Origin of the sequence: Humibacter ginsenosidimutans (genome assembly GCF_007859675.1) — a bacterium.
Taxonomy (GTDB): Bacteria; Actinomycetota; Actinomycetes; order Actinomycetales; family Microbacteriaceae; genus Humibacter; species Humibacter ginsenosidimutans.
Genome location: NZ_CP042305.1, coordinates 2,337,874 through 2,355,610 on the forward strand (window position 1 = coordinate 2,337,874; position 17,737 = coordinate 2,355,610).

Genomic DNA, 17,737 nt, shown 5'->3' on the forward strand with positions numbered 1-17,737 from the left:
CATACACAAAGCACGTCGTCTCGCGTGCTTCGTGGGCGCGAAGATTCGGCACCGTCTCGTCCACGTCGTGGGGCTCCGCGTCCCGCCTCTTCGATAGCGTCGAGCCCATGACTCTCTGGATCTGCGCCACCTGCGGCGTCGAGCACGCCGACACCGAGCAACCTCCCGCCGAGTGCGCCATCTGCAGCGACGAACGGCAGTGGGTGCCGCGCACCGGGCAGGCGTGGACGACAGCGGACCGGCTGCGCGAGCGAGACATCCACGTCGCCCTGCACGAGGTGGAGCCCGGGCTCATCGCGGTGACGAGCACGCCGGAGGTGGGCATCGGACAGCAGTGCATGCTGGTCGTCACGCCGGCGGGCAACCTGCTGTTCGACCCGATCGGCTACGTCGACGCGGATGCCGCGACCCGCGTGCTCGAACACGGGCCGGTGATCGCCGTGGCCGCGAGCCACCCGCACATGTACGGAGCACAGGTGTCGTGGGCACACGCGCTCGGGGAGGTTCCCGTACTGGTCAATGAGGCCGACGAACAGTGGGTGAGGCGGCCGGATGTCCTCGTGCGCACCTTCGGCGGCACGCTCGAGCTCGCGCCCGGGCTGGTGCTGCACACGCTGGGCGGCCACTTCCCGGGGAGCACCGCCGCCCTCTGGGACGCCGGCGCCGACGGCAAGGGCGTGCTGCTGGCGGGCGACGCGATCTTCCCGAACCCGAACGGGGCATCCGTGTCATTCATGCGCAGCTATCCGAACCTGCTGCCGCTGTCGCCGACGGCCGTCGAGCGCGTCGTCGCACGAGCGCTCTCCCTGCGGTTCGACCGGCTCTACAACAACTTCGGACGCAGCGTGCCCGAGGATGCGCACGCCGTCGTTCGCGCCTCGGCCGACCGCTACATCGCGTGGGTGAGCGGGGAGCGTGACGACCTGACCTGAAGACTCCGCCGTCAGGGGGTGGCCGCGACCACCGCGAGCACCTCGTCGCCGTAGGTCTCGAGCTTCTTCGCGCCGACGCCCGAGATCTGAGCCAGTTCGTCGAGCGTCGACGGCCGACTCGATGCCACCCCGCGCAGCGTGGCATCGCCGAACACGATGTACGCGGGCACGCCCTGCTGCTTGGCCTGCTCGGCGCGCCAGGCCCGCAGCGCCTCGAAGAGGGGATGCGCGGCATCCGGCAACTCGGCGACGCTCGCCTTCGCGGCTCGCGATCGGGATGCGCGCTCTGGCCGATCCGGCTGCTGGCGCAGCAGCACCTGCCGTGAGCCGCTCAACACGTCGGCGCTCTCCGGAGTGATGGCGAGCGTGCCGTATCCGTCGTCGTTCACCTGAAGCAGTCCGAGCGCGAGCAGCTGCCGTACGACACCGCGCCACTGCTGCTCGCTGAGGTCGTCGCCGATGCCCCACGTGCTCAGCGCGTCGTGGCCGTACTGGTCGACGCGCGGGGTGCGCTTGCCTCGCACGATGTCGATGAGGTGCCCCGCGCCGAACCGCTGATTGCGCTCGCGCTTCAGCCGTACCACGGTGGAGAGCAGCTTCTGCGCCGGCACCGTGCCGTCCCAGGTCTGCGGCGGGTTCAGACAGGTGTCGCAGTTGCCGCATGGCGTGGATGCCTGCCCGAAGTACTGCAGCAGGTTCTGCCGCCTGCACTCCACCGTCTCGCACAAGGCGAGCATCGCGTCCAGATGGGCCGACTGTCTGCGCCGGTGCGCGAGATCGCCTGGCGACTGCTCGATCATGCGGCGTTGCTGCACCACGTCTTGCAGGCCGTAGGCGAGCCAGGCCACGGCGGGCTCGCCGTCGCGTCCCGCGCGACCGGTCTCCTGGTAGTAGCCCTCGACCGACTTGGGGAGGTCGACGTGCGCCACGAAACGGACATCGGGCTTGTCGATGCCCATGCCGAACGCGATCGTCGCCACGATGACGACGCCGTCGTCGCGCAAGAAGCGGGATTGCGTGCTGGCGCGCGTGGCGGCATCCAGACCTGCGTGATACGGCATGGCGTCGATGCCCTGTGCGCGCAGGGAACTCCGCCGTCTGCTCGACGGTGTTGCGGCTCAGCGCGTAGACGATGCCGGAGACGGGTGCTGCGGCCGACACGGGTGAGTCTTCGTCTCGCTGCGCTCGCTCAGGGAGCGGGGTGCCGAACTCCGTCTTGATGAACGAGACCAGCTGGCGCCGCACCTCGTTCTTCTCCACGATGCGGTACTGGATGTTGGGCCGGTCGAAGCTGGCCACGAAGTGCTGGGCGTCGCCCAGCCTCAGGCGTTCGGTGATCTCGCGGTGCGTGGCCTCGGTCGCCGTCGCGGTGAGCGCGATGCGCGGAACGTCGGGCCAGCGCTCGGCGAGCTCGGAGAGCCCGAGGTAATCGGGACGGAAGTCGTGTCCCCACTGCGACACGCAGTGCGCCTCGTCGATGGCGAACAGCGCGATGCGGCCCCGGGCGAGCATGCGTTTCGTGGCCTCGGACGACAGCCGCTCCGGTGCGACGTAAAGCAGGTCGAGCTCGCCGCGCAGGTAGGCGCGTTCGACGGATGCCCGAGTGGCGGCATCCTGGGTCGAGTTCAGGTAGGCGGCGCGCACGCCGACCGCGTTCAACGCGTCGACCTGATCATGCATCAGCGCGATCAGCGGGGAGACGACGATGCCGGTGCCCTCGCGCACGATGGACGGGATCTGGTAGCAGAGGCTCTTGCCTCCGCCGGTCGGCATGAGCACGACCGCGTCACCGCCCGCGATCAGCCGGTCGATCACCGCGGCCTGATCGCCGCGGAATCCGTCGTAGCCCCACACGGTGCGCAACACGTCGAGGGGGTCGGCGCCGACCATGCGCCGAACGGAAGCCTGCTCCAGCGCCGCCTCGAAGGCATCCGGCGCCGAGTCGCTCGGCCGCGACCCCGTCTCACCGGGATCGACGGTGGCCGTCGTCGTGCCGGCAGGCATCGGATCGATGGGAACGGAGCCGGCGCCGAGGAACTCCGGACCGTAGTCGTCGTCGGGGGGCATGAGACCGTCAAGGTCCCAGGGCTCGGGATCGGGCGCGGCGGGATCGAACGGCTCGGACATGCTCACCGGTCAAGGCTAACGAGCACACCCGACGCCGCCAGCAGACCGCCTGCGACTGTGAGCGATCGCCGCGCGACGCATCCTCGGGAGGGAGAGCCATGCCCACAGCGAAGGGTTCCCGTCCGGCAGCGCATACCCCGGAGGGGAAGGGCCCACACCACTCGCCACGACTACGCTGGAGGAGGTTCGGCTCGGCCCCACGGCAGACTCGAACCGATCATTCGTACGACGGCTCCTGCCACGAACCCGAGCGACGCCTCCGTGCTCGTGTTCCGGACGGCAGCGTCGTGCGACCCGGACGCATGACAGACGCGAGAGGCTCCAGCGATGACGGCACGCGGCATCCGCACGGTGCGGGGCACCGCTGCCGCGTCGTTCGCCGTGTTCGTCGCCGCGCTCTTCCACGACGCGGCCGGCGGCGGACTTCCGTCGGCGCTCGGTGTCACGCTGTCGCTCGCCTTCGCCGTGCCACTCTGCATCGTGCTGGCCGGACGCCGGATCGCGCTGTGGCGGCAGGCCGTCAGCGTGGCGATCAGCCAGGTGCTGCTGCACCTCATGTTCGGGCTGGGATCGTCGGCATCCGGTGTCACGGTGAACGCGCCCTCCGGCCACACCGGCATGATTCACGCCGACATGCACGTGCAGCTGACGGCGGGGCATGCGATGGCCATGCACGACGACGACGCGTCGATGTACCTGGCGCACGCCGCGGCGGCGCTCGTGACCGTCGTCGCCCTCCGGTACGGCGAACGCACGCTGCAGGCACTCGCCGAATTCACCGCTCTTCTCGTGACCGCGATCACGCGCGTCCGTCCCGTCGCGCTCGAGGCGTCGGCCCGGATGCCCGTGCAGACCCGGCCGGTCACGCTCGCGACCCCGACGCGTGTGCTCGGGGCGCTGCGCCACAGAGGACCGCCGGCGGCCGCCTTCCCGGCCTGACCCACGGCATCCCTCACCGGCGACCGTGCGCACCACCGACCTTTCGGCGCGCACGGCGCGCTTCTCGACGGGTGCAGGTGGAGGCACGGCCGCCCCGTAGCGGTGCATTCGTGTGCCCGCTTCCTCACACCCGACCACCCGTCGCGGCATCTGCGCGCGCGGGAAGACAAAGAAGAAGCCCAGATGAAATCCAGAAAGTTCCTCGTCGGCGCAGCAGCGGTCTTGGCGACGGCGGCGCTCGCGTTGAGCGCCCCGCTCGTCGCGAGCGCGCATGTGCGCGTCGACCCCGATCAAGCGTCACCAGGCGGCTACACCGTTCTGACGTTCCGCGTGCCGAACGAGTCGGCCACAGCAGGCACCGTCAAGCTCGAGGTCGACTTTCCGACCGACACCCCCTTCACTTCGCTCTCGTACCAGCCCTTGGCCGGGTGGTCCGCCGTGATCACCACCTCGAAGCTGCCGAAGCCGGTGACGATCTCCGGCGCGACGGTGACGGAGGCGCCGACGAAGATCGTGTGGACCGCCGACCCCGGAGTGCAGATCACGTCGGGCCAGTTCCAGCAGTTCAGCGTCTCGGCGGGCATCGTGCCCGACACCGGGAGCATCATGATGCCGGCGACGCAGACCTACTCCGACGGCACCGTCGTGAAGTGGGACCAGCCGACACCGGCGTCGGGAGACGAGCCGGAGCATCCCGCGCCGACCCTTTACATCGATGACGCCCCGCCGAGCAGTTCGACGCCCACCATCGTGAGCAGCACGACGACGGCGACGCCGAACGCGCAGGGCGCATCGAGCACGGATGCCGTCGCGCTCGGCATCGGGATCGCCGGCATCGCGCTCGCGGCGATCGCGCTCGTGACCGCCGTGCTCGCCCTGACCCGGCGCAGCGGTCCGCGCACGGCGCCGGCTTCCCCGGCGGCGAGGCGCCGACCGGGCGGAACGACGGAGGGGACGGCGAACACCGATGAGTCGAACGGAACGAGCGCGGCCGGCCTCGCGCGTGACGTCCGAGAGCGGGACACGTATCGGGCGGAAGCGTCGGGCCGCACGCACGACACGCCTCGGCATCGCCTCGCTCGCCGCCGTGGTCGGCATCGTCGCGTCGGCCGCGATCGGCGTGCTCACGGCCGCTCCGGCCAACGCCCACGACTATCTCGTCGACAGCTCGCCCAAGGCGGGTTCCGTGCAGACGACGCCGATCCATTCGGTGCGGCTCACGTTCGACGACGTGGTGCTGAGCCTGTCGAAGACCGGGCCGTCGGCACTGCTGCAGGTGACCGGACCCAACGGTGCGAGCACGCACTTCGAGACCGGATGCCCCACCGTGAGCGATCGCAACGTGACGGCTCCCGTCGACCTCGGCGGCCCGGGCACGTATCGCGCCACCTGGCAGATCGTGTCGGCAGACGGTCACGTGGTCTCGGACTCGATCGAGTTCACGTACAAGCCGCCTGCGGGCACGAAGGAGTCGGCGGGATCGACGGCGAGCGCCTGCAAGGGCGCCGCTGCCACCGCCGCACCGGCCGCGACTGCGGGAACGGCACAGGGCACGGTGAACTCCGGCGCCCTGGTGATCGTCGTGGTGATCGTCGCGGCGATCGTGGTGCTCGCGCTCATCGCGGTGCTCGTGATCGTGCTGACCAGGCGGCGCGGGAAGTCGGAGTAGCGAGCGATGCCAGACGGCTCCGGGCGGACCAGTTCTGGGCGCCCGGAGCCGTCTAACGAGCCGCGCGATAGCGGAGGAGAAGATAGCCGTCGCTCGACGTGGCGGTCCGGATCACGTCGAGCCGCGACGACGGCAGACTGTCGAGGAGGCGACGCCCGGTGCCCGCGATTCTCGGGGCGATCACAAGGCTGAGCTCATCGAGCAGACCGGCCGCGAGAAGAGCCTGCGTGATCGAGATGCTGCCGTGCACGCCGATGTCACCGCCGCGCGCGCTCTTCAATTCGCGTGCGAATGCGATCAATTCGCCGTCGATCGCCGTGGAGTTGGCCCATGACGGCTCCAACGCCCTCGATGTGGCGACATATTTGACCGCTTCGTTGATGAACGTCGAGAACGGTTGGATGTCACTTCCCGGCCAGAACCCGGCCCACTCGTCGTAGGTGCGGCGACCGAGGATGACCGCGTCTTGCGTCTCGATGACCGCCGAGAGGTTCGCCTGCATCTCACCGTCCCACTCGGTGATGAATCGATCGGGATCGTCGGCCATCCCGTCGAGCGAGAGCAGCTCGTACGCAACGATCTTTCGCATCTCCATGCCTCGATTCCCATGCCGTTTCCTGGCCGGCGACGTCTCCCAGCAGGTTGCCGAGCACGAGACGGTGCTCGTAGGAGTGATATCCCCATGCCGGAACCGTGTCACCGCCGCCGAGACTGCGGTGTCGACATCGGCGCCTCTCCACGCTACCCACCGAGTGGTGCCCTTGCGACGAATTCTCAGCCGGACGCCGCCCCGATCGACAGCGAGGATGGTGCGACGCGCACCCTCGACGTTCAGCGACGAGGGCACGTCCGCAACGACCGCACGCGCGGCAGACTGGATGCATGTCCACCCATCTGCTCACCGGCGCCACCTCGGGCATCGGCGCCGCCCTCGCACGCGCCCTGCACGACCGCGGCGACCATCTCGTGCTCGTGGTCCGCAACGACGGCCGTGCGGCGCAGCTCTCGGAACGGTATCCGGGAGCGACCACGCTGGTGGGCGATCTGGAGCGGCCGGAGTCGCTGGCGGCATCCATCGGCGAGAGGATGCCCGCCCGCCTCGACTCGCTGCTGCACGTCGCCGGGGTGGTCGACCTCGGCTCCGTGGCGGAGCTGTCAGCGCGGCTGTGGCGTCAGACCCTCGCTGTGAACCTCGAGGCGCCGGCGGAGCTGACGCGACTGGCGCTGCCCGCGCTGCGCGCGGCGTCCGGTCGCGTGGTGTTCGTGAATTCGGGAGCCGGGCTCGCCGCGTCGCCGCGGTGGAGCGCGTATGCAGCGAGCAAGTTCGGGCTGCGCGCTCTCGCCGATGCGCTGCGCGCCGAGGAGCAGGCGTCCGGCGTGCGCGTGACGAGCGTGTTCCCCGGTCGCACCGCGACGCCGATGCAGCAGAAGGTGCACGAGCAGGAAGGCGCCGACTACACCGACGACGAGTGGATTCGGCCGGAGTCGGTCGTGACGGCCGTGCTGACGGCGCTCGACCTGCCGCGCGATGCGGACCTGACCGATGTGCGGGTGCGGCCGGGAAGGTAGTGGCTGAGGCAGCTTGTTGCCGCGGTGTGCCGCGGGTCAGCCGACAGTGAGGACGAGCTTTCCCCGCACGACGTTGCTCTCTCCCGCACGATGCGCCTCTGCGATGTCGTCGAGTGGGAACGTCTTGCCGACCGGGATGCGGAAGCGACCCTCGTCGATCAGACGCGTCGCCAGCGCGATCGCGTAGTCGGCGCGGCCGTCGCCGCCGCTGCTGAAGTGCACGCCGTACTGCCTGGCACCGGCGACGTCGGCGATCGTGACCACGTTCTCGGCACCGCCGGCGAGATCGATCAGTTCCGGCAGGACACCGCTCCCGGCGACATCCAGGGCGCTGTCCACGCCCTCCGGTGCGATCGCACGGACACGCTCGACCATCCCCTCGCCGTATGCGACGGGCTCCGCGCCCAGGCTGCGGAGGTAGTCGTGGGTGGCCGGGCTGGCCGTTCCGATGACGCGCGCGCCGCGCGCGACCGCGAACTGCACGGCTGCACTGCCGATGCTCCCCGATGCACCGTTGATCAGAATCGTGACGTCGCGGGCGACGCCGAGCTGATCGAGTGCGCGTGCGGCAGTCTCCACGGTCGACGGCAGCGCCGCTGCGCCGACGAAGTCCAGCGAGTCCGGGATCGGCACCCAGGTCGAGAGAACGGCGTACTCGGCCTGAGCCGCCCCGCCCCCGCCCATCCCGACCACGGCGTCACCGAGTCGCGTGCCCTCGACGCCGTCGCCGATCTCGTCCACGACGCCCGCCGCCTCATAGCCCAGCGTCTGCGGGAGGCCCTCGTCCATCTGCCCTGAGCGCTTCTTCCAGTCGCTGGCATTCACGCCCGCGGCCCGAACGCGCACGCGAACCTCGCCCGGCCCGGCGTGCGGCTCGGGCAGGTTCACGATCTCGAGCACCTCCGGACCGCCGAATCGACTGAACTGTGCTGCCTTCATCGTGGAACTCCCTTCATTGCGTCGGCGATCATTCCCGAACGGTCGTCGAGAGAGGATCCGCACTCCCGCAGGGGCCATGGGCGTTCGTCGCCGCCGAAGCACTCGCCGATTCCGGGTCGAACGGGGCCGCAGAATCGTCTCGGTCAACGCACACTCCTCGACATCGTCGAAGTGGCGGACCGCTCAGCCCACGTGTCGCCACGCATCCGCTCCCGGATCCGCGTTTTTCCCTCACCGACAACCGTACCGCCGGAACGACGGTTCGCGACATCGCGGTCGCTTGCCCGGTGGCCTTCGCCCTTCGACTCGCTGCACTCGCCCAGGGAGCAGGGCGGAAGGTTCGCCCGTCGAACTTTCGGACTATATTTGCTTCTCGGCAAGCAACTAGTTCTGTCGTAACGCATCTGGAGTTCTGTGACCGCCACCACACCGCCGCCCTCTCGCGCCCTCTTCACCAAGGACCACCCCCGCTACAAGTGGGTGGCGTTGAGCAACACCACGCTCGGCATGCTGATGGCCACCATCAACTCGTCGATCGTGATCATCTCGCTGCCCGCCATCTTCAAGGGCATCAAGCTCAACCCGCTCGGCACGGGCAACGTGAGCTATCTGCTCTGGATGCTCATGGGCTACATGCTCGTCACAGCCGTGCTGGTCGTGACGTTCGGGCGACTCGGCGACATGTTCGGCCGCGTGCGCATCTACAACCTCGGCTTCGTGGTCTTCACCGTGGGCTCGATCGCGCTGGCGTTCGATCCCTTCACGGGCGGACCGGGAGCGATGTGGCTCATCGTGTGGCGGCTCGTGCAGGGCGTCGGCGGCGCCATGCTGTTCGCCAACTCGACGGCGATTCTGACGGATGCCTTCCCCGCCAACCGCCGCGGCATGGCGCTCGGCATCAACCAGGTCGCCGCCATCGCCGGAAGCTTCATCGGCCTCATCGTCGGCGGTCTTCTCGCCGTCGTCGACTGGCGTGCGGTGTTCTTCGTGAGCGTGCCGATCGGCATCATCGGCACCATCTGGTCGTACATCTCCCTCAAGGAGGTGGGCACCAAGAACCCCGGCAAGCTGGACTGGCCAGGCAACATCACGTTCGCCGTCGGCCTGACCGCGCTGCTCACGGCGATCACCTACGGCATCCAGCCCTATGGCGACAGCTCAACAGGGTGGACCAACCCCTGGGTTCTCGGCGGCATCATCGGCGGCGCCCTGCTGCTCGTGGTCTTCATCGCGATCGAGCTGCGCGCGAAGGCGCCGATGTTCAACATGCGGCTGTTCAAGATCCGGGCGTTCGCGATGGCGAACCTGGCCGGCCTGCTCGCGTCGGTCGGGCGAGGCGGCCTGCAGTTCATGCTGATCATCTGGCTGCAGGGCATCTGGCTGCCGCTGCACGGGTACGCCTACGCCGACACTCCGCTCTGGGCCGGCATCTACATGCTGCCGATCACGATCGGGTTCCTCATCGCGGGCCCGCTCTCCGGCACGCTCTCCGACAGGTTCGGCGCCCGCCTGTTCGCCACGCTCGGCCTGCTCATCGTGGCCGTCACGTTCGTGCTGCTGCTGCTCATCCCCGTGAACTTCGACTACTGGCAGTTCGCACTCATCACAGGACTCTCCGGCATCGGATCCGGCATGTTCGGGGCACCGAACCGCACCGCGATCATGAACAGCGTGCCCGCGAATCAGCGAGGCGCGGCATCCGGCATGGCGGGCACCGTGCAGAACGCCGGCACCTCGCTGTCGATCGGACTGTTCTTCTCGCTGCTCATCTCCGGTCTGGCGGCGTCCCTGCCGTCCGCCCTGTACGGCGGGCTCACCTCTCACGGCGTGCCGAGTGCCGCGGCGCAGAAGATCTCGGAGTTGCCGCCGGTGGGCAGCGTGTTCGCCGCGTTCCTGGGCTACAACCCCATCCAGAGCCTGCTCGGCCCGACCGGGGTGCTCGACAAGCTGCCGGCGTCGGACGTCGCCACGCTGACCGGCAAGCAGTTCTTCCCCGAGCTCATCCAGGGCCCGTTCCACGACGGTCTGGTCGTGGTGTTCATCGCAGCAGCCATCATGTCGCTGATCGGTGCGATCGCATCCTTCAGCCGAGGCAAGAAGTACGTGCACGTCGACACCGCTCCCGTGCGCGTGCAGCACACCGCCCACAAGCACGGCGGGGCACACGATGCAACCCCCCACACGGCATCCGCCCCCGCCGCCGTGACGGCAGCCGACGCCCCCTCGGCTGCCGTCACGGGATCCTCGGACCCCGGCTCGGCGGACGGGCCGAAGTAGCCGGACCCTGCCCACCTAGGATCGAACGGATGCCCAGCACAGCCCCCGATGCGCCCCGCGTCACCGAGACGAGCGGCACCGCGGCCACGCACGACACCACGGAGACGGCAGCCCGCCTCGCCGTGGTGATCGGCCGCATCAATCGGCGCATCCGCCCGGTCGCGCCCGGGCTCACGCAGGCGCAGCTCTCCGCGCTGTCGAGCATCCTGCGCAAAGGTCCGCTGCGGCCAGGCGACCTCGCGCGCATCGAGTCGATCGGCGCACCGAGCGCCACACGCGTCGTCTCCGAGCTGGAGTCGCACGGGCTGGTCGAGCGGCAGTCCGATCCGGACGACGGTCGCTCATCGCTCGTGAGCGCGACGGACGCCGGTGCCGCGGCCGTGCTCACCGCGCGCGAGGAACGAGCCGAACGCATCTCGGTGCTGCTGGCCGGCCTCGACGAGCGGGAGCTGGCATCGGTCGTCGCAGCGCTCGACGCGTTGGAGATCGTCTCGGTCCACGTGCCGGAGTAGTCGTCCCGCGCTGCTGCCGCCGGCGTTCCACCGCCGCGACGGACGGCGGACGCTACTGGAACGGCCAGAATGCGCGCACCTCGATCTGCCCGAAACGCGCCATCGGGTGACGGCCGGCGACCTCGACGGCCTCATCGAGGTCGGAGCATTCGAGGATGTCGAATCCCGCGATCATCTCCTTGCCCTCGATGAACGGACCGTCGGTGACGCCCAGCGAGCCCTCGCGCAGACGCACGGTCTTGGCCTCCTCCGCCGGACGCAGACGACTGCCGTCTTTCCAGATCCCCTTGGATCCGACGTATTCGCCCCACTCGCCGATGTTGTCCTCGTCGGCGTTGTAGGGCTCGGCGTTCGGGTCGGTGGCCACGATCATCAGGTAGCGCATTGTTCCTCCAAGTGGGTCGGTCACGTCGGTCGTTCACGGAGACGTCGAACGAAGTCTGCCGTTTTCGACACCAGGCCCACGGCATCCCGCGTGCACAATTCAGGCCGGAGGCCCGTCACGTCGTCGCCCCTGGCCTTCATGCCGCCATCAGGCCTGAATCGTGCACGCGGGATGCACCCGCGAGGCCGGGCTCACGCTCGTCAGGGACGGAGCGCGAGCTCCGGTGGAACGGTGGCGGCCGGGTCCTCGTCGAGCCAGCAGGCGACCAGGCGGTCGGGCTCTGGGCCGATCGCGGTCGGCTCGATCAGGCTAGGAAGCCTCTCACTGCAGACCGGCATGGCGTGGGGACAGCGCGGGTGATACGGGCATCCCGTCGGCAGGTTCACCAGGTCGGGCGGCGACCCTGGGATGCCCGTCATCTCGCGGCGCGGTCCCCGCAGCGGGGGGAACGAGCTCAGCAGACCCTTGGTGTAGGGATGCCGCGGCTGACGATAGAGCCGCGCAGCCGGACCTTGCTCCACGATGTCGCCCGCGTACATGATGGCGATGCGATCGGCGATCTCGATCAACAGCGAGACGTCGTGCGTGATGAAGATGACGGAGAAGCCGAGCCGCTCGCGCAGCTCGACGATCTGCTCCACGATCTGCCGCTGCATGACCACATCGAGCGCCGTGGTCGGCTCGTCCATGATGAGCACGCGCGGCTCCAGCGCAAGCGCCATCGCGATCATCACGCGCTGCCGCATGCCGCCGGAGAGCTGGTGCGGGAAGGCGGAGATGCGACCAGGATCGATGCCGACCATCTCGAGCAGCTCGCGGGCACGGGCATCCCGCTCCGCCTTGCTCGTGCGCGGCCGGTGCGCGGCGATCGCGTCGGTGATCTGGCGGCCGATGCGATGCACGGGGTTCAGCGAGTTCATCGCCCCCTGGAACACGATCGCCGTGTCCTGCCAGCGTCCTGCGCGCAGCTCGCGCTCCGACTGGCGCAGGATGTCCACCGGCTCACCCCCTCCCTCCGGGTGGTAGAGCACCTCGCCGCTGGAGATGAGACCGGGCGGCGGAAGAAGCCTGGTCGCGCCGTACACGAGCGTGGACTTGCCGCAGCCCGACTCGCCGGCGAGGCCGAGCACCTCGCCCTCGCGCAGCGTGAGGCTCACGTTGCGCAGCGCGCGCACCCGGTCATCGCCGTAGCCGTAGTCGACGGACAGGTTCTTGATCTCGAGCACGGGCCGGCCGGATCCGGCGGTGCGCACTGCGGATGCAGCGGCGGCGTCGGGCGCGGAGCCGGCGGCATCCACCGCCGTGCCGTGGGTGTCGATCGTCATCGGGTGACCTCCTGAGCAGTGGCGGTGGTGCGGGCGGCGTGCGACGCGGTGCCCGCGGCGGGACCCCGCGGCGCGTCGCGCACGATCGCGGTGAAGCCGATGCGCGGACGGATGCCCGTCTTGCGCATCTTGCGCGCGCTCAACCCCGCGAGACGCAGCCTCGGGTTCACGAACTCGTCGATGCCGAAGTTGATCAGCGTGAGCGACATGCCCAGCACGGCGATGAGCAGGCCGGCGGGGACGAACCACCACCAGGCTCCGCGCGACAGCGCACCGTTGGCCTGCGCCCAGTAGAGCACGGTGCCCCAGCTCCAATCCGTGACCGACGTGACACCGATGAACGCGAGCGTGGTCTGGGTGAGCACGGCGAACGTCATGGTGCTGATGAAGCTCGACGCGATGATCGCCGTGAGGTTGGGCAGCGTCTCGAACCAGACGATGCGCCACGTGGACTCGCCGTTCGCACGCGCCGCCTCGATGAAGTCGCGGCCGCGCAGCGACAGCGTCTGGGCACGCAGGATGCGGGCACCCCACGCCCAGCCCGTGACGGCCAGCACGAACGCGATGAGGAGGTTTCCTGCATCCGGAACCGCCCCCGCCACGATGACGATGAGCGGCAGCGCCGGGATCACCAGGAAGATGTTCGACAGCGCGGAGAGGGATCTCGTCGGCGATCCCGCCGAGGAACCCGGCGCTCACCCCGATCAGCACGGAGAGCGCCGTGGCGAGCGCACCGGCGAGCAGGCCGACCAGCATCACGCCCTGGGTGCCGACCAGGATCTGCGACAGGATGTCCCGTCCCAGGTGGTCGGTGCCCAGCCAGTGCGCCGCGCTGGGCGCCTGCAGCAGGTCGTCGGTGATCGCGCTCGGATCGTAGGGCGCGATGAGCGGCCCGATGATCGCGAGTATGACGAAGATGCCGAAGATGACCAGGCCGGTGACGGACTTGGCGTTGCGCAACGACGCGAAGCGCCTGCGATGGCGTCTGCCGGCGTGCGAGGTGGCGGTCGGGGTCGGTTGCGCCGCGGCATCCACGCCTGCGACGGCCGCGTCGTTGACGACGGGAGCGTTCGACATGGCTCAGCCCTCCTGACGGGTGCGGGGGTCGAGGAACACGTACACCATGTCGGCGATGATGTTCGCGACCAGGACCGCGATGGTGATGACGAGGAAGATGCCCTGCATCAGGGGATAGTCGTGGGCGTTGATCGCCTGGAAGAGCTGGTAGCCGATGCCCGGGTACGAGAACACGAGCTCCATGACGAGCGTGCCGGACACCACGAAGCCGAGCGACAGCGCGAATCCGGAGATCTGCGGCAGGATCGCGTTGCGCGCCGCGTAGGCGAACATCACGGTGCGCTCCTTGAGACCCTTCGCCTGGGCGACGGTGACGTAGTCCTCCGACGTGACCGTGACCATCATGTTGCGCTGGGAGAGGATCCACCCGGCGACCGACGACAGCACGATCGTGATCGCCGGCAACGCCGCGTGCTGCAGCACCGAGCCGATGAACTCGAGGTTGAACGCCGGGATGAGCGAACCGTCGTAGCCTCCGCCCGCAGGGAAGACCGGCAGCAGCACCGCGAACACCGCGATGAAGATGAGCCCGAGCCAGAAGTACGGCACCGACGAGAAGAAGGTCGTGACGGGAAGGATGCCGTCGGCCCACGTTCCGCGCCGCCAGCCGATGTACGTGCCGAACAGCGTTCCGATGACGAACGAGATGATCGTCGAGATGCCGACGAGGCCGATCGTCCACGGCAGCGCCTGCCCGATCACCTCGCCCACCGGGGTGGGGAAGAAGGCGAACGAGATGCCGAGGTTACCGTGCAGCAGCTGGCCCCAGTACGACCAGTACTGCTCCCAGAGACTCTGGTGCTTGTCCAGCCCGAACAGCACGTACAGCGAGTGGATCGCGTTGGTCGAGAGCTGGCCCTGGAACTTGTTGATGAGCGACTGCACCGGGTTGCCGGGCATCATGCGCGGAATGAAGAAGTTGATCGTGATGGCCGCCCACGCGGTGATCGCGTAGAAGATGACGCGGCGAACGAGATATCTCACGCGGCGACCTCCTTCACCGGCAGAACGGGAGCGGCATCGTCGCCGAGGTCGGGCACCTGAGCGCCGGCACCAAGGGCATCCGTTGCACCCTTGACCTTGTCGGCGTAGCCCCAGCAGGCGACCTGCCGCTTCTGGCCGATCTCGAGCATCGGAGGCGTGGTCTCGCAGATCGCCGTCGCGAAGGGGCAGCGGGTGCGGAAGCGGCAGCCCGTCGGCGGCTTCACCATGTTCGGGGGCTCGCCCTTTGCGCCGGTCTTGTCGAGGTTCGCGAGGTTCTCCGGATCGGGCGCCGAACGCACGAGCAGCTGAGTGTACGGATGCGCCGGCTGCTGAGTGACCGACTCGCTGTCGCCGGTCTCGACCACGCGACCGGCGTACATCACCTTCGTCTCGTCGGCGAAGTACCGTGCAGAGGCGATGTCGTGCGTGATGTAGAGAACGGCGATGCCGTCGCGATCGCGCAGGTCTTGCAGAAGGTTGAGGATGCCGACGCGAATGGAGACGTCGAGCATCGAGATCGGCTCGTCCGCCAGCAGCACCTCGGGGTCGGCGGCGAGCGCACGGGCGATCACCACGCGCTGTCGCTGTCCGCCGGAGAGCTCATGCGGAAACTTGTCGAGGAACCGCTCGGGGTTCAACTGCACGCGGTTCAGGAGGGCGTGCAACTGCGCCTCCAGCTTCGCCCCGCGCAGCCCCGGCGTCTGGATGCGCACGGCCCTGGTGAGCACGTAGCGCACGGTGTGCACAGGGTTGAGCGAGGCGAACGGGTCTTGGAAGATCATCTGCGCGTTGCGCGTGTACTCGCGGAACGCGCGCCCGTGCTTCGCCGTCACGGGAACGCCGTGCAGCAGCACGTCACCGCTGGTCTGCGTGTAGAGGCGGGCGAGCAGGCGCGCCACTGTCGACTTGCCCGATCCGGACTCGCCGACCAGCGCGACCACATGGCCGGGGATGAGGGCGAGGTTGAAGTCGTCGACCGCGTGCACGACCCCCTTGTTGCGCAGTCCGCGCAGCGGGAAGTGCTTGGTGAGATGCACCGCCTCGAGCACTGCCCTGTCTCCACGATCGACGTCGTGGGTGTCGTTGCTCATCATTACCTGGTTCTGCGCGCGCGACGCAGCGAGCCCTCACAGGGGCTCGGCGCGTGCGGCGCGGTTCGCGAAAGAAAGGAATGGCGGGCGGCGAACCCGTCGGGACATGGCCGACGGGTTCACCGCCCGAGCTCCCTGGGCGAGGTCAGCGAGTCGAAGGGTGCCGGTGGGGCGTGATCGCCCTCTTACCGGAGTGCACGACGCGCTTCGCCCGCCCAGGAGCCTGGGTCAGCCGACGGCCTTCAGCTTGGTGAGGATCAGCGCCACGTTCGGCGCGGTCGGCTGCGGGTTGGCGTACGCGTTGCTCTCGGACGGCCAGCCCGTGTAGTACTTCGACGAGAACTCGGCGCCGGCGGGACGGGCATCCATCGCGATGGTCGGCACCTGTTCGACGTAGATCTTCTGCAAGGCGTCGAGGGCCTTGGCACGACCCGCATCGTCGGTGGCGTCGGTGTACTGCTTGAACAACGCCTTCGCGTCGTCGTTCTGGTAGCGACCGTAGTTCCAGACGGCGGTCTTGCCGAGCGGCACGTAGTAGCCGGGGTCGAACATGTCGGAGTACATCTCCCACGGAGTCACGCCGCCGTTGGTCCAGTGCAGGGCGGCCTGGAAGTCGCCCGTGTTGAGGGCATCGGTCCAGGTGTCCGCTGTCGGCGTGTCGACCTTCGCGTCGATGCCGATCGACTTCGCCGAGGCCGCGATGAGCGTCAGACCGGAGTCGTAGTCGTTCCAGCCGGCCGGGTCGGTGAGCGTGAACGTCACCGGCTTGCCGTCCTTGCCGATCAGCGTCGAACCGCTGTACTTGTAGCCGGCATCCGTCAGGATCTTCTTGGCCGCCGTGACGTCGACCTTGTAGTTCTGGCTCTTGTAGTCGTCGGCGATGAACGAGTCACCGGCAGGCGTCGGGATGCCCGTCACGTTCTTCAGCTCGGGGAAGACGCCCGACTCGGCGACCTTGCTCTCCTTGGCACGATCGACGACGGTGTTCAGCGCCTGCCGGACGGCGACGTCGTTGAACGGCGCCTTCTGCGTGTTGAGCGCCAGGTAGTCGATGCCGAGACCGGCGGGATAGAACGCCTGGTTGTGCGCCTTGTCCTTGTCGATGTACACGTTCTGGTAGTCCGCGATGAAGGTCCAGCCCCACTGCGAAGCACCCGTGGCGAGCGCCGTCGTGAGCGCGTCGTTGCCGCTGTACGAGGTGTACCGCAGCTCCGGCGCCGCGACCTTGCCACCCCAGTAGTTCGAGTTGGCGTCCAGTGTGACGGCCTGAGTCGTCCAGCTCTTCAGCACGTACGGTCCGGTGCCCACCGGGTTCTTGTTGGCGTCCTTCGTCGGGTCGGAGATGTTCTTCCAGATGTGCTCCGGCACGATGAAGAGCTGAAGAACCTTGATCTGGTTGACGTACTGGCCGGTCGTGAAGTCCACCGTCACGGTGTCGCCGCTGGTGGTGATGTCGCCGTAGGGCAGCCCCTCGGTGTTCAGCGCCGAGTTGTCCTTGCGCAGCTGAAGCGAGTACGCGATGTCCTTGGCGGTGAACGGCTTGCCGTCCGACCACTTGACTCCGCTGCGCGCTGTGATGGTCAGCTGCGTGTAGTCGGCGTTCCACTTCCACGACTTCGCGAGCCACGGCGTCGGCTTCTGCGCCGGACGCGTGTCGTTGACCTCGGCGAGCGGCTCGTAGATCGCGAACGCGTACCCGAGCGAACGAGCCGCCGACGTGTTGAGGAACGGGTTCGAGTTGTTCGTCTGCGAACCGTTCGGCATGCCGATCGTGAGCGCGTGGGTGCCGGCTCCCGAGCCGCTGTCTCCTCCGGAGCTGCTCGAGCAGCCGGAGAGCGTGAGCCCTACGGCGGCCGCCGCGACAGCCGCGACGATCAGCCCTTTCTTCATCTTCATTTCCTGATGCCTCCT

At 68.6% G+C, this 17,737-nt stretch carries 17 protein-coding genes and 2 pseudogenes; 9 read left to right on the plus strand and 10 right to left on the minus strand.

What is annotated here, in order from left to right; genetic code table 11:
* Nucleotides 1-107 precede the first annotated feature (107 nt).
* Nucleotides 108-932: an MBL fold metallo-hydrolase gene (locus FPZ11_RS10760; protein WP_146320789.1), complete on the plus strand. Its 825-nt coding sequence runs from the start codon at nt 108-110 to the stop codon at nt 930-932.
* Nucleotides 933-943: 11 nt separating this feature from the next.
* On the opposite strand, the pseudogene recQ reads toward FPZ11_RS10760, so the two are convergent.
* A pseudogene (recQ, locus tag FPZ11_RS10765) lies at nt 944-2,822 on the minus strand (DNA helicase RecQ).
* Here recQ and FPZ11_RS19825 point away from each other — a divergent pair.
* The 3 genes and pseudogenes from FPZ11_RS19825 to FPZ11_RS19830 all read left to right on the plus strand — a co-directional run.
* Nucleotides 2,821-2,982, plus strand: a complete 162-nt coding sequence (locus FPZ11_RS19825; RefSeq protein WP_168203688.1) for a hypothetical protein — start codon at nt 2,821-2,823, stop codon at nt 2,980-2,982. The pseudogene recQ and the gene FPZ11_RS19825 overlap by 2 nt on opposite strands.
* 404 nt (nt 2,983-3,386) lie before the next feature.
* On the plus strand, nt 3,387-3,998 hold the full coding sequence (locus tag FPZ11_RS10770; RefSeq protein WP_146320791.1) for a hypothetical protein: 612 nt from the start codon (nt 3,387-3,389) through the stop codon (nt 3,996-3,998).
* A gap of 183 nt (nt 3,999-4,181) precedes the next feature.
* Nucleotides 4,182-4,649 (plus strand): annotated as a pseudogene (locus tag FPZ11_RS19830) (YcnI family copper-binding membrane protein); the annotation flags it as partial.
* Nucleotides 4,650-4,705: 56 nt separating this feature from the next.
* Here the strand turns inward: FPZ11_RS19830 and FPZ11_RS19835 are convergent.
* Entirely contained in the window at nt 4,706-4,963 is a 258-nt protein-coding gene (locus FPZ11_RS19835) for a hypothetical protein (protein WP_246846198.1), read from the minus strand.
* A gap of 38 nt (nt 4,964-5,001) precedes the next feature.
* Between FPZ11_RS19835 and FPZ11_RS10780 the strand changes: the two genes are divergently transcribed.
* Nucleotides 5,002-5,667, plus strand: coding sequence for a copper resistance CopC family protein (locus tag FPZ11_RS10780; protein WP_246846199.1), 666 nt, complete (start codon nt 5,002-5,004; stop codon nt 5,665-5,667).
* A gap of 52 nt (nt 5,668-5,719) precedes the next feature.
* Here the strand turns inward: FPZ11_RS10780 and FPZ11_RS10785 are convergent, their stop codons facing one another.
* Nucleotides 5,720-6,256, minus strand: coding sequence for a dihydrofolate reductase family protein (locus FPZ11_RS10785; protein ID WP_146320795.1), 537 nt, complete (start codon nt 6,254-6,256; stop codon nt 5,720-5,722).
* Between the two features lie 293 nt (nt 6,257-6,549).
* Between FPZ11_RS10785 and FPZ11_RS10790 the strand changes: the two genes are divergently transcribed.
* Complete coding sequence (locus FPZ11_RS10790) at nt 6,550-7,236, plus strand: SDR family oxidoreductase (RefSeq protein WP_146320797.1); 687 nt, start codon at nt 6,550-6,552, stop codon at nt 7,234-7,236.
* 36 nt (nt 7,237-7,272) lie between these two features.
* Here the strand turns inward: FPZ11_RS10790 and FPZ11_RS10795 are convergent, their stop codons facing one another.
* Nucleotides 7,273-8,175, minus strand: coding sequence for an NADP-dependent oxidoreductase (locus FPZ11_RS10795; protein ID WP_146320799.1), 903 nt, complete (start codon nt 8,173-8,175; stop codon nt 7,273-7,275).
* A 414-nt stretch (nt 8,176-8,589) separates the two neighbouring features.
* On the opposite strand from FPZ11_RS10795, the gene FPZ11_RS10800 reads away from it, so the two are divergent.
* Entirely contained in the window at nt 8,590-10,452 is a 1,863-nt protein-coding gene (locus tag FPZ11_RS10800; RefSeq protein ID WP_246846200.1) for an MFS transporter, read from the plus strand.
* A gap of 29 nt (nt 10,453-10,481) precedes the next feature.
* Nucleotides 10,482-10,964, plus strand: a complete 483-nt coding sequence (locus FPZ11_RS10805) for a MarR family winged helix-turn-helix transcriptional regulator (protein WP_146320801.1) — start codon at nt 10,482-10,484, stop codon at nt 10,962-10,964.
* 52 nt (nt 10,965-11,016) lie between these two features.
* On the opposite strand, the gene FPZ11_RS10810 is transcribed toward FPZ11_RS10805, so the two are convergent.
* The 3 genes from FPZ11_RS10810 to FPZ11_RS19840 all read right to left on the minus strand — a co-directional run bounded on the left by FPZ11_RS10810 (nt 11,017) and on the right by FPZ11_RS19840 (nt 13,306).
* Nucleotides 11,017-11,373 carry a YciI family protein gene (locus FPZ11_RS10810; protein WP_246846201.1) on the minus strand — a complete coding sequence of 119 codons (357 nt, stop codon included), beginning with the start codon at nt 11,371-11,373 and terminating at the stop codon, nt 11,017-11,019.
* A gap of 176 nt (nt 11,374-11,549) precedes the next feature.
* Complete coding sequence (locus FPZ11_RS10815) at nt 11,550-12,674, minus strand: ABC transporter ATP-binding protein (RefSeq protein WP_146320803.1); 1,125 nt, start codon at nt 12,672-12,674, stop codon at nt 11,550-11,552.
* Nucleotides 12,671-13,306 carry an ABC transporter permease gene (locus tag FPZ11_RS19840; protein ID WP_246846202.1) on the minus strand — a complete coding sequence of 212 codons (636 nt, stop codon included), beginning with the start codon at nt 13,304-13,306 and terminating at the stop codon, nt 12,671-12,673. The genes FPZ11_RS10815 and FPZ11_RS19840 overlap by 4 nt, the downstream gene beginning before the upstream one ends.
* Before the next feature lie 275 nt (nt 13,307-13,581).
* On the opposite strand from FPZ11_RS19840, the gene FPZ11_RS19850 reads away from it, so the two are divergent.
* A complete protein-coding gene (locus tag FPZ11_RS19850; protein WP_246846203.1) occupies nt 13,582-13,767 on the plus strand; it encodes a hypothetical protein in 186 nt (61 codons plus the stop codon).
* On the opposite strand, the gene FPZ11_RS10825 is transcribed toward FPZ11_RS19850, so the two are convergent.
* The 3 genes from FPZ11_RS10825 to FPZ11_RS10835 form a co-directional block, all read right to left on the minus strand.
* Nucleotides 13,755-14,735: an ABC transporter permease gene (locus FPZ11_RS10825; RefSeq protein WP_146320805.1), complete on the minus strand. Its 981-nt coding sequence runs from the start codon at nt 14,733-14,735 to the stop codon at nt 13,755-13,757. The genes FPZ11_RS19850 and FPZ11_RS10825 overlap by 13 nt on opposite strands.
* Nucleotides 14,732-15,829 (minus strand): ABC transporter ATP-binding protein, encoded by a 1,098-nt coding sequence (locus tag FPZ11_RS10830; RefSeq protein WP_146320807.1) that lies wholly within the window; start codon nt 15,827-15,829, stop codon nt 14,732-14,734. Before FPZ11_RS10830 ends, FPZ11_RS10825 begins: the two co-directional genes overlap by 4 nt.
* Nucleotides 15,830-16,054: 225 nt before the next feature.
* Nucleotides 16,055-17,722: an ABC transporter substrate-binding protein gene (locus FPZ11_RS10835; protein ID WP_246846204.1), complete on the minus strand. Its 1,668-nt coding sequence runs from the start codon at nt 17,720-17,722 to the stop codon at nt 16,055-16,057.
* Between the last annotated feature and the right edge of the window lie 15 nt (nt 17,723-17,737).